Here is an 11,505-nt window from a genome sequence, read left to right as displayed (position 1 = left end):
GCACCGGCCAGCGCCGCGAGCACCGCGGCGGCCAGCGCCCGCGGCACCCCGCTCAGCGCCCCGGGCCCCGCGGCCCGGTGCGCGGCCCGCGCCAGCAGGGCGCCCGCCAGCGTCAGCCCCAGCGCGTGCGCGCCGGCCAGGGCGGTGACGACCCGCCCGGGCGGCAGCAGCGCCGTCCCCGCGAGCATCGCGGCGAGCACCAGGGCCCAGCCGGCGACCGTCCCGGTGGCCGCGGCGCGCCCGGCGCCCAGCGCGTACAGCGCCCGGGTGAGCAGCGCCACCAGCCCGTAGCCCAGCAGCCCCGGCGCGGAGACCGCCAGCGCCAGGGACAGGTCGTCGGTGCGCCCCGAGCCGGCGCGGCCGACCACGAAGACCGTCGCGACGGGCACCGCGGTCGCCGCCAGCACCGCCGCGCCCAGGGAGCTGACCAGCAGCACCGTGCGCACCGAGCGCGCCAGCAGCGGGCGCAGCAGCCCGGTGGCGCCCTCCTCGGCGGCGCGGGCCAGGCGCGGGAAGACGGCCGTGGCCACCGGCACCGCCAGCACCGCGTACGGCAGCAGGAACAGCGTCCAGGCGTAGTTCCAGCGGTTCACCGCCCCGGGCACCGCGCCGTTGCTCAGCAGGAGCACCGCCACCGAGACCACCTGCTGGGCGAGCAGCACCGCCAGCCCCGACAGGGCCAGCGAGCGCAGGCGCGGCCAGTCCCCCGGCGCCGGGCGCAGCGCCGGGCGCCAGCGCACCGCCGAGCGCAGCGCCGGCGCGTGCGTGGCCACCAGGACGACCACGCCCAGTGTCGTGCCCCCCGCGAGCACCGCGAGCGCCGTCGCGGGCACCCCGGCCAGGCCGGCGCGCACCGCGGCGGCGGGCGCCAGGGCGCCGACGAGCAGGTAGGTGGCGCCCACGACGAGGCTGGAGACCAGGGGGGCCGCGGCCGGGGCGGTGAAGCGCTGCTGCGCCTGCAGGGCACCGGCCAGGACCACCGCCACCGCGTACAGCGGCACCTGCGGCAGGAACACCCACAGCATCGCGGCGCCCGTGGCGATGGGGTCCCCGTCGCAGCCGGCCAGCGAAGAGCCGCGCAGCAGCAGCTCCACCAGCGGGCGCGCCAGCGCGGCCGTGAGCGCGGCGACGGCGGTGAGGACCAGCACGCTCCACGTCAGCGCCGCCGAGGCGGTGCGCGAGGCCGCGGCCCGCTGCGCCGGGTCGTCCGAGGCCAGCCGCGCCGACAGCAGCGGCACCAGCACCCCCGCCAGGGCCCCGCCGGCGACGACCTCGAACAGGACGTTGGGCACCTGGTTGGCCGTGGTGTACACGGTCCCCAGGCAGCTGTCGCCCACCGTCTTGGAGAACACCAGGACCCGCCCGAAGCCGGCCAGGCGCGCCGCGACCGTGAGCACGGCGACCGAGGCGGCGGCGGCGGCGATCGAGCGCGCGCCCCTCACGGGCGGCCGAGCCGGTCCAGCTCCCGCAGCAGCGGGGACGCCTCGATGACGCGGCTGAAGCTGACCCGCTCCGAGGCCAGGGTCAGCGCGGTGACGACCGCCAGCGCGGCGGCGCGGCCGGTGCGGTCCCAGCGCGCCAGGCAGGCCACGCCCAGCACGGCGCCCAGGGCGTTGGCCCCGGTGTCGCCCAGCATGCTGCGCCCGGCCAGGTCGTCCGGCAGCACCGGCAGGCAGGCACCGGCGACGGCCGCGGCCAGCGGGCGCGCCCGGGCCGCGCCGGCGCCGCCGGGCGCACCGGTGGCCAGCGAGGCGGCCAGCACGACGGCGAGCTTGCCGGCGCGGCCCGGGCGCAGGTCGAACAGGTTCAGCAGGTTGGCGCTGCCGGCGACCAGCGCGGCGGCCACCGCCGCGTCGGCCAGCTGCCCCGGCCGGCGCGGGCGCCCGCCGGCGCTGAGCACCGCGCACGCCGCACCGGTGGCGCCCAGCCCGAGGACCTTCAGCGCACCGGTGGTCAGTCGGCCGCGGCGCAGCGCGGCCAGGTGCCCGCGCAGGCCCCGGGCCCCCGCCTCGCGCTCCCCGCGCCGCTCGCCGAGGTCGTCCAGGGCGCCGAAGCCCGCACCGCCCACGGCGGCGAGGGCCGCGGCGGCGCGCCACGGCGGGGCGGCGGCACCGGCCGCCGCGGCCACCGCCAGCGCCGCGGCCGGGCCCTCCAGCAGCGTCACCGCGTCACCGCGGTGGTTGCGCCGCTCCCAGCGCGCCGCCCCGCCGGGCGGGTGCCGCGGCAGCCAGCGCGAGAGGGCGCGGCCGGTGCGCACCGCCAGCGCCGCCGCCGCGGCGGTGCGCACGAGCGGCACCGCGCCCACCGGCCGCGCCGACCCCGCCCGCCCCGGCGCGCTCACGGCGCGGCCGCCGGCAGCGGCGGGGCCACGGCCGAGGCGCCGGCACCCGTGCCGTACTGACCGGCGTCCCCGGCCAGCTGCTCGCGCAGGGCGAGCACGACGTTGACCCGGCCGACGGCGGTGTCCAGGTCGTCGACCGTGCTGACCTGACCGGCCACCGCGGAGTCGGCGCGCACCGCGGCGACCGCCCCCGCGCCGTCCGCCGCCTCCGTGGGGCCGGCGACCACCGAGCCCGCGGCGGCCGCGTCGAAGCGCTGCGCCAGCGCCGACCACGCCGCGGAGTCCGCGTCGGCCTGCCCCTCGGTGGCGTCGGGGTCCGCGGCGCCGCCGACCAGCACGACGAGCGTGCCCCGCTGGGTGACCTCGCCCTCGGCCTCCACGAGCCCGGCACCGGTCAGGGTGGTCAGCAGCGCGGCCGCCGCCGGGTCGGTGACCACCGCCTGGGCCGGTTCGCGGGTGACCAGGGCGCGCGCCAGCGCCTCGGCCAGCACGCTGCCGGGGTCGGCGTCGGTGCCGGTGCCCCCGGCGCCGTCGGTGGCCTCCCCGGTGGTCCCGCCGGCACCTGCCGGCGCGGCGCCGAGCTGGGCGCTCAGCTCGGCGGCGGCGCCCGCGCGCACGCCCTGCTGGGCCTGGGCGGTCCACTCGTCCTGGACGGTGACGCGGGCCGAGACGCTCGCCCCGGACTGCTCGAGCACCTCCACGGCGGCGTCGGCCTGGCTGGAGTCCGCCCCCGGCAGCTCGACGACGGCCACGGCGCGGCCGGCGAGCTGGCGCTGCACCACCGCCGGGGCCACGGCCTCGGCCCAGGCGTCCTGCGCCTCGCCGACGGCCAGGGCCTGGTCGCGCTCGGTGCGCAGCTGGTCCTTCTCCTGCGTCAGCTGGCGCACCTGGTCGGTGATCCCGGTGGAGATGCCCTCGTTGAGGGGCCCGGCGCCGAGCACGATGCCGACGGCCAGGGCCAGGAACACCGACACCAGCGAGACCACGTGGTACCGGAAGTCGATCACTGCGTGTCCTGTCGTCGTGGGTGGGGCTCGGGGCGGGCGGTGCTCGTCACGGGCCCCCGCCGGGCACGAGCCCGGTGACGAAGGCCCACGCGTCGTCCAGGCGGGCGCCGGTCACCGCCAGGATCGCCTGCCCCGTGGGCGTCACCGCCAGGGCCGCCACCAGCGCCAGCACGCCCGCCATGACGAGCAGCAGGACCTGCCGGTCCGACACCCGCGAGCGGTACAGCCGGGACACCCCCTTGGCGTCGACGAGCTTGCCGCCCACCCGCAGCCGGGTCAGGAAGGTGCTGGCCATGCCGGAGCGCCCCTTGTCGAGGAACTCCACCAGCGTCACGTGGGTGCCCACCGCCGCGATGAGGGTGGCGCCCTTGTCGTCGGCCAGCAGCATCGCGACGTCCTCGCTGGTGCCGGTGGCGGGGAAGACGACGGCGTCGATGCCCAGCCGGCGCACGCGCTCCAGGCCCGGGGCGCGCCCGTCCCGGTAGGCGTGCACGACGACCTCGGCCCCGCAGCGCAGCGCCGCGTCCGAGACGGAGTCCATGTCCCCGACGATCATGTCCGGCTTCCAGCCGGCCTCGAGGATGGCGTCCGCGCCCCCGTCGACGCCGATGAGGACCGGCTTGTACTCGCGCACGTAGGGGCGCAGCGTGACCAGGTCCTCCTTGTAGTGGTAGCCGCGCACCACGATCAGGACGTAGCGGCCCTCCAGCTGCGTGCGCACCTCCGGCACGCCGACGCCGTCCAGGAGCAGCTCGCGCTCGCGGCGCAGGTACTCCATGGTGTTCGCCGCGAACGCCTCCAGCTGCAGCGACAGCCCCGCCCGGGCCGCCTCCATGTCGGCGGCCACGAGCTCGGGCGTCAGGCGGCGGCCGCGGGCCAGGACCTCCCCGCCGCTGCGCAGCTCCTCCCCGGCCAGCTGCAGGCGCGCCCCCTCGGCCACGGCCGTCATGACCTCCGGCCCCACCGCGTCGAGCACCGGCACGCCCGCCTGCACGAGGATCTCCGGCCCCAGGTTGGGGTAGCGCCCGGAGGTGCTGGCGGAGGCGTTGACCACGGCCGCCGGCCCGCACGCCACGAGCGCCTCGGCCGAGACCCGGTCCAGGTCCAGGTGGTCGATGACCGCGACCTCCCCCGGTCGCAGGCGCTTGGTGAGCGACTTGGTGCGCCGGTCGACGCGGGCGGCGCCCTGCACGGTGCCCGGCGGGACCTGCGGCGCACCACGGGGGGTGTCCACCCGGGCGGGGTCGCGTCCCCACCGGCGCCTGATCACGCTCTCACTCCTCACCCGACGGGCTCGCCCCGTGCGTGCCTGGTCCTGCGGTGCCGGCGGCCGGCGTCAGCCGCCGGAGCGGTCCGCGGCCCGGGTCGATCGTCGCACGCGCGGTGCGCGGGCCCGGCGCGACGGTGCCCGCGGCGGGGCGGCGGCGTGCTCGGCCTCGGCCCGCGAGGAGCGCAGCAGCTCCTCGGCGTGCGCGCGCGCGGTGCCCGACCCGCGCCCGGAGAGCATCCGGGCGAGCTCCTCGACCCGGCCGTCGTCGTCCAGGCGCACCACGCCCGACTCGGTGACGCTGCCGTCGTCGGTCTTGACCACGGTCAGGTGCGCGTCGGCGAACGCGGCGACCTGCGCCAGGTGGGTGACGACGATGACCTGGGTGCTGCGGGCCAGGGCGGCCAGGCGGCGGCCGATCTCGACGGCGGCCCGGCCGCCGACGCCGGCGTCGACCTCGTCGAACACCATCGTCGGCACCGGGTCGGCACCGGCGAGCACGACCTCCAGCGCCAGCATGACGCGGGAGAGCTCACCGCCGGAGGCGCCCTTGGCGAGCGGGCGCGGCCCCGCCCCGGAGTGGGCGGCCAGCTGCAGCTCCACGACGTCGCAGCCGTGCGGCCCGAGCTCCTGACCGGGCCGCACGTCGACGTGCAGGCGCGCGCTGGGCATGGCCAGGGCGGCCAGCTCGGCGGCCACGCGCTCCTCCAGGTCGCGCGCGGCGGCGGTGCGCGCGGCGCTGAGCCGGTCGGCGAGGGCGCGCAGCTCCCCCTCGACCGCGTCGCGCTCGGCGGCCAGCTGCTCCAGGCGCCCGTCGTCGTCCAGGTCGAGCAGGCGGGTGGCCGAGCGCCGGGCCCACGCCAGGACGGCGTCGACGCCCTCGGTGCCGTCGTCGTCGGGCACGGGGGCGTACCGGCGCACCAGCGCGGTCAGCTGCGCGCGCCGCTCCTCCACGGCGGCCAGGCGGGCGGGGTCCGCCTCCAGGCCGGCGGCGTGGTCGGCGACCTCCGCGGAGAGGTCGGCCAGCAGGTACGACAGCTCACCGGCGCGCTCGGCCAGGGCGGCCAGGACCGGGTCGTGCTCGCCGGCCTGGGCCAGCGCCCGGCGCGCCGTCTGCAGCAGCTCGTCGGCGCCCGCGACCGGCCCCTCCTCGCCGGCGGCGCCCTCCCCGGTGAGCGCCTCGTGCGCGGCGGCGGCGGCGACGCGCAGCACCTCCACGTGGGTCAGCCGGCCGGCCTCCTCGCGCAGCGCGACGTCCTCACCGGGCTGGGGAGCCACCCGCTCGACGTCCTCCAGGCCCAGGCGCAGCAGCTCGGCCTCGCGGGCCCGCTCGGCGGCGTGCGCGGCGAGGTCGTCGTGCTCGGCGACCAGGCGGCGCCAGCGCGCCCAGCGCTCGGCGTAGGCGGCGCGGTCGGCCTCCAGGGCACCGCCGGCGAAGGCGTCCAGCACGCGCAGCTGCTGCGCCGCCGAGCGCAGGCGCAGCTGGTCGGTCTGCCCGTGCACCGCCAGCAGGTGCTCGGACAGGTCGGCCAGGACGCCCACGGGCGCGCTGCGCCCGCCCACGTGGGCGCGGCTGCGCCCGGCGGCGGACAGGGTCCGCGCCAGGAGCAGCTCGCCGTCCTCCAGCTGCCCGCCGGCGTCCAGGGCGCGCGCCGCGGCGGGCCCGGCCGGGTCCACGGTCAGCCGGCCCTCCACGGAGGCGGACTCGGCACCGGTGCGCACGGCGGAGGCGTCGGCGCGCTCGCCCATGAGCAGGTTCAGGCCGGTCACGACCATCGTCTTGCCGGCACCGGTCTCACCGGTGATGACGGTCAACCCGGGGCCCAGGGGCAGCCGCGCGTCGCGGATGACGCCGAGCTCCCGGATGCGCATCTCCTCGATCACCGCGCTCAGCCCCCGTCCGGGGTGGTGCGCGGGCCGCGCCAGCCGTGCACGGGCAGCCCGAACTTGGCCACGAGGCGGTCGGTGAAGACGCCGGTGCTCAGCCGGGCCAGGCGCACGTGCTGCTCCGAGCGGCGCACCTCCACGCGGGCGCCCACGGGCGCGGGGAAGGTACGCCGGCCGTCGCACCAGACGACCCCGCCGTCGTCGAGGCTGGGCAGCACCTCCACGCCCACGCAGGACGTGGGCGCGATGACCAGCGGGCGGGCGAAGAGCGCGTGCGCGCTGATGGGCACCACCAGCAGCGCCTCCACCTCCGGCCACACCACCGGCCCGCCGGCGGAGAACGCGTAGGCGGTGGAGCCGGTGGGGGTGGCGGCGATGAGGCCGTCACCGCCGAAGGTGCTCAGGGGGCGGCCGTCGACGTCGACGACCATCTCGACCATGCGCTCGCGGTTGCCCTTCTCCACGGAGACCTCGTTGACGGCCCAGGAGCGGGCGACGACCTGGCCGCCGAGCACCACTTGCACGTCCAGGGTCATCCGCTCCTCGACGCGGTAGTCGCCGGCCACGACGCGGGCGACGGTCTCGGCGACCTCCTCGCGCTCGGCCTCGGCGAGGAAGCCGACGTGGCCGAGGTTGACGCCCAGCAGGGTGGTGTCCGTGCCGCGCACCAGCTCGGCGGCGCGCAGGATGGTGCCGTCGCCGCCCAGGACGATGACCATCTCGGCGCCCTCGACGGCGCCGTCGAGGTGGCGCTGCTCCACCAGCCGGCGGTCGTCGGCGCCGAGCGCGCCGGCCTCCTCGGGGGTCATCAGGGTGCGCACCCCCGACGCGTGCAGGCCGCGCACCGCGGCGGTCAGCGCCGTCACCGCCTCGGGCCGCCCGGTGTGGGCGAGCACCAGCACGGTGCGCGGACCCGGCCCGCTCACGACAGCCCCGCCTGCGGGCCGTCGGCCACGGCCCGCTGCAGCGCGTCCTCGCGCAGCGGCGGGGCCCCGGCGGACAGGTGCAGGAAGTACTCCACGTTCCCGCTGGGACCGGGCAGCGGGCTGGCCGCGACACCGCGCACCCCGAGCCCGCACCCGGCGGCCGCGCCGGCCACCGCGCGCACCGCGCCGGCGCGCAGGTCGGCGCTGCGCACGACGCCGCCGGCGCCCAGGGCCTCCCGGCCCACCTCGAACTGGGGTTTGACCATGAGCACGTGCTCAGCCTCCGGGGTGACGCACCGCACCAGCGCGGGCAGGACGAGGGTGAGGGAGATGAAGGACAGGTCGGCCACGACCAGCGAGGGCGCGGGGGCGACCTGCTCGGGTTCCAGGGTGCGCACGTTGGTGCGCTCCAGGACGGTCACGCGCGGGTCCTGCCGCAGGGACCAGGCGAGCTGACCGTAGCCGACGTCCACCGCGACCACCTGGGCCGCACCGCGCCGCAGCAGCACGTCGGTGAAGCCGCCCGTGCTGGCCCCCGCGTCCAGGCACCGGCGCCCGGCGACGGCCACGTCGAAGGCGTCCAGGGCGCCGACGAGCTTGTGCGCGCCGCGGCTGACGTAGACGACCTCGTCGTCACGGGTCTCCACGACGATGGCGGAGGCGGGGTCCACCTGGGTGGCCGGCTTGGCCGCGGTGGCTCCCGCGACCTTCACCCGGCCACCGGCGACCAGCTCGCCGGCGTGCTCGCGGGAGCGGGCCAGGCCGCGGCGCACGAGCTCGGCGTCCAGGCGCAGGCGTCGCGCCACGTCACCCCTCCGTGGCGGCCAGGCGCGCGCGCAGGGCCTGGTCGATGCTCGCGTAGACGTCCACGTGCTCGTGCACCCCCAGCGCCCCGAGCCCGTCCAGCCGCTCCAGGGCCGCCTCCAGCGCGCGCTGGGCCGCGTCCTCCTCGGGACTGGGCGCACCCGCCGCCCGGGCGGGCGGCGCGGGCCGGGGCGTCGGGGCGGGGTGCTGGCTCACGCGGGTGAGGCTACAAGCCGTGCCCGACACCCCCGGCCCCCTCGTCCACAGCGGCGGGGGTGTCGGCGCTCACGCTGTGCACGACGGGCGCGACGAGCGCCGGGACGTCCACGCGCCAGTCCTCCTCGAGCCCCGCGTCGCGCACCTGCCAGACAGCCTCGGCGGCCGCGCGCAGCACGTCGAGGCCGTCAGGGCCCGGCGCGGCCACCGCCACGGACGCGCCGCCCGGCCCCAGGCGCACCACCGCCTCGCGGCAGCGGACCACGAGGGCGTCCCGCGAGCGCTCGACGACGGGGCCGGGGTGGGCATCGCGCAGCGAGCGCAGGTCCCGGCCCAGCAGGTGCGGCCGCTCGTGCGGCGCGGCGGCCAGGAGCTCGGGCACGCCGGTGACGCCCGTCAGCACCAGCAGGCCGGTCAGGCCGGCGGTGCGCGCACCCTGCAGGTCGGTGTCCAGCCGGTCGCCGACGACGAGGGCGCGCTGCGCGCGCAGGCGCGCGACCGCCTCGTCGAACAGGGCGCGCTCGGGCTTGCCGCACACCGCGTCGGGACCGCGACCGGCGGCCCGGGCCACCAGCTGCACGAGCAGGCCGTTGCCCGGCGCGGGCCCACCCGGCGTGGGCACGGTCGCGTCGAGGTTGGTGGCCACCCACCACAGGCCGGAGCGGACGGCGTGGGTCGCCTCGGCCAGGCGCGCCCACGACGTGTCCGGGGAGAACCCCTGGACGACGGCGGCGGGCTCGTCGGCCAGCGAGCTCACCGCGGTGAGCCCGGCCGCCTCGAGCGCCTCGGCCAGCCCCGCCCCGCCGATCAGCAGCACGCGGGCGCCGCGCTCCAGGCGTTGCGCCAGGTGCCGGGCCGCGGCCTGCGCCGACGTGACGACGTCGCCGTCCTGCGCCGGCACCCCGAGCTCGCGCAGGTGCGCGGCGACGGTGGACGGCGGGCGCGAGGCGTTGTTGGTGATGAACGCCAGGCGGGCGCCGTCGGCCACCGCGCGGGTGAGCGAGGAGGCGGCGTGCGGGACGGCGTGCGGGCCCACGTAGACGACGCCGTCGAGGTCGAGCAGGACCGCGTCGTGCGCCTGCAGCAGCGGGGAGGCGCTGGCGCGCAGCGTGGTCGTCGGGGCGGGGGGCGCGGTGCTGCTCTGGGTGGTGCTCACGGACTCCCCGGGCTCTGCCGCGCCGCCAGGGTGGCGCGGACCTGTCGCAGACGGTCGGCGTACTCGGGCCGGTCCGGACGCATGGCGTGCGCCATGGCGAGGTGCTCCGCCGCCAGGCCGAACCGCCCGAGGCGGCTCAGGCTCAGCCCCAGCCCGAAGTGAGCGTAGTCGTCGGCCGGGCGGGCCTGCGCGAGGTGCCGGAAGGACTCGGCGGCGGCGGTGACGTCACCGGCGTCGTACTGGGCACGTGCCAGCGCCTCCAGGATCCCGGTGGACGTGGGCTCCTGGGCGTGCGCGCGGGCCAGCAGCGTCGCGGCCGCCGCTGCCTCGCCGTCGGCGAGCAGCGCCAAGCCGCGCTGCAGCCACTCGTAGGGACCTCCGCCGGGACGGCCGGGCTCACGTTCACCACCACTGCGGCCGGTCTCGGCATCGAGTTCGTCGGGCACGGCGGGACCTCCTCGGAGAGCACGGGTGGACCGCGGCGGTGCGCAGCCCGACCGTAGGATGCGACGGGTGGAGCCGGGACGCACGAGGACGCGCGCCCCGGGCTCGGCCTCCCCGGTGCCCGCGGGGCCCGGGCGGGGCAGGGGCGCGCTGGTGCTCCCGTTCCCCGGTCTGCGGTACCGCGAGGAGGTCGTGGGCCCCCTGGACGCGGTGATGGCACCGCCGCACACCGAGCTCGACAAGCACGAGCGCGAACGAGCGCTGGCAGTGGCGCCGTACCTGGTGACGCACCTGGAGCGCCCGGAGTACGCCGGTACGAGGACGGACGGCGTCCCAGCGGTGCTGCGGTGGGTGGAGCGCGGAGCCCTCGTCCAGGACCCGCCGGCGCTGTACGTCCTGCAGCAGCAGCACGCCGGACGCACCCACCGCTTCCTCCTCGGTGAGCTGCAGGTCGGCCCCGGTGCCGACGACCGCGTCCTGCCGCACGAGGCGACCATCGAGGACGCCGTGGTGTCCCGGGCCGCGCGGCTGCGAGCGGTGGCCGTGGACTCCGAGCCCGTCCTGCTGGTCGACGCGGGAACCGCCCACGCCTCGACCCGGAACCACGAGGGTCGTGCGCTGGCCGACGCGGCCGGGACTCCCGAGCGACTCGGCGACCACGTCCTCCGCGCGCGCGGCCAGCGGGTGTCGGTGGACGTGTGGCGCCTCGAGGAGCCGACGCTGGTCGCTGCCCTGTGCGCAGCTGTCGGCGCGCGACGGTGGATCATCGGGGACGGTCACCACCGGTGGGCAGCCGTCAGGCGAACCGTGCTCGGTCCGCACCCGGGTGCCGTGCTCGCCGCCTTCCACTTGCCCGGCAGCACTCCCCTGGACGTCCTGGCCCTGCACAGGCTGGCTCCGAGCGGTGCCGCAGCTCGCCTGCTCGCCGCGCCGGACGTGGTCCTCGAGCACACCGGACCAGTGCGCCAGGCACCGGATCTGCTCGCCGGACTGCGAGAACCACGAGCACTGGTGCTCCACGAGGGAACAGCGTCCGTCTTGCGCACACCAGGCAACACGCAGGACGCCACCGGCACTGCTGCGTGGGTCGATCACACGCTCGTCGAGGCAGGCATCGCTGACGACTCGATCCGCTACGTGTCGGACACCGAGCGCGCCGTGACCGGTGCTGTGAACGGCACCGCCGTCCTGCTGTCGGCGCCTCGGTGGGAGGACATCGCGGCGAGCACGACAGGCGGTCGGCTGATGGGACGCAAAGCCACGTCCTACCGCCCCAAGCCGCTGGCGGGAGCAGTGCTGCGTCTGCGCTGAGCGCTCTCCGACCACCTCGACAAGGAGTCGTCGTGAGTTGGTGAACGCGGGAAAGGCCCGTGCCCCCCCCCCACACAAGGGGGCACGGGCCTTTCCCGCACCGGAAACGACGATGGGGAGGGCGCCCACCGGCGCGCTCCCCAACA

Annotated in this window: 11 protein-coding genes; 1 reads left to right on the top strand and 10 read right to left on the bottom strand. The window is 78.2% G+C overall.

All coding sequences use genetic code 11. From position 1 onward, the window contains the following. The 10 genes from murJ to ACRYR7_RS20930 form a co-directional block, all read right to left on the bottom strand. On the bottom strand, positions 1-1,442 hold a 1,442-nt coding region (murJ, locus tag ACRYR7_RS20975), incomplete at its 3' end, for a murein biosynthesis integral membrane protein MurJ (protein WP_432574051.1). After that, positions 1,439-2,287, bottom strand: coding sequence for a hypothetical protein (locus ACRYR7_RS20970; RefSeq protein ID WP_432574050.1), 849 nt, complete (start codon positions 2,285-2,287; stop codon positions 1,439-1,441). The genes ACRYR7_RS20970 and murJ, both read right to left, overlap by 4 nt. Before the next feature lie 50 nt (positions 2,288-2,337). Beyond that, positions 2,338-3,348 (bottom strand): copper transporter, encoded by a 1,011-nt coding sequence (locus ACRYR7_RS20965; RefSeq protein ID WP_432574049.1) that lies wholly within the window; start codon positions 3,346-3,348, stop codon positions 2,338-2,340. Between the two features lie 46 nt (positions 3,349-3,394). Further along, entirely contained in the window at positions 3,395-4,582 is a 1,188-nt protein-coding gene (steA, locus tag ACRYR7_RS20960) for a putative cytokinetic ring protein SteA (RefSeq protein WP_432574048.1), read from the bottom strand. 102 nt (positions 4,583-4,684) lie between these two features. Next, on the bottom strand, positions 4,685-6,487 hold the full coding sequence (recN, locus tag ACRYR7_RS20955) for a DNA repair protein RecN (RefSeq protein ID WP_432574052.1): 1,803 nt from the start codon (positions 6,485-6,487) through the stop codon (positions 4,685-4,687). Positions 6,488-6,504: 17 nt separating this feature from the next. Next, positions 6,505-7,428 carry an NAD kinase gene (locus ACRYR7_RS20950; RefSeq protein WP_432574047.1) on the bottom strand — a complete coding sequence of 308 codons (924 nt, stop codon included), beginning with the start codon at positions 7,426-7,428 and terminating at the stop codon, positions 6,505-6,507. Beyond that, positions 7,425-8,234 carry a TlyA family RNA methyltransferase gene (locus tag ACRYR7_RS20945; RefSeq protein ID WP_432574046.1) on the bottom strand — a complete coding sequence of 270 codons (810 nt, stop codon included), beginning with the start codon at positions 8,232-8,234 and terminating at the stop codon, positions 7,425-7,427. Before ACRYR7_RS20945 ends, ACRYR7_RS20950 begins: the two co-directional genes overlap by 4 nt. A 1-nt stretch (position 8,235) precedes the next feature. Then, a complete protein-coding gene (locus ACRYR7_RS20940; protein ID WP_432574045.1) occupies positions 8,236-8,448 on the bottom strand; it encodes a hypothetical protein in 213 nt (70 codons plus the stop codon). Between the two features lie 10 nt (positions 8,449-8,458). After that, on the bottom strand, positions 8,459-9,604 hold the full coding sequence (locus ACRYR7_RS20935) for an HAD-IIA family hydrolase (RefSeq protein ID WP_432574044.1): 1,146 nt from the start codon (positions 9,602-9,604) through the stop codon (positions 8,459-8,461). Continuing rightward, a complete protein-coding gene (locus tag ACRYR7_RS20930; protein ID WP_432574043.1) occupies positions 9,601-10,050 on the bottom strand; it encodes a tetratricopeptide repeat protein in 450 nt (149 codons plus the stop codon). The genes ACRYR7_RS20935 and ACRYR7_RS20930 overlap by 4 nt, the downstream gene beginning before the upstream one ends. Before the next feature lie 67 nt (positions 10,051-10,117). Here ACRYR7_RS20930 and ACRYR7_RS20925 point away from each other — a divergent pair, with 67 nt between their 5' ends. Then, complete coding sequence (locus ACRYR7_RS20925; RefSeq protein WP_432574042.1) at positions 10,118-11,359, top strand: DUF1015 family protein; 1,242 nt, start codon at positions 10,118-10,120, stop codon at positions 11,357-11,359. Positions 11,360-11,505 lie beyond the last annotated feature (146 nt).

This window comes from Kineococcus gurbantunggutensis (assembly GCF_050871925.1).
Classification (GTDB): Bacteria; Actinomycetota; Actinomycetes; order Actinomycetales; family Kineococcaceae; genus Kineococcus.
This window is presented reverse-complemented; position numbering and strand designations above follow the sequence as displayed.

Coding starts and splice junctions, on each gene's coding strand:
- recN (WP_432574052.1), bottom strand. CDS start 6,487: ATGCGCATCCGGGAGCTCGGCGTCATCCGCGACGCGCGGCTGCCCCTG.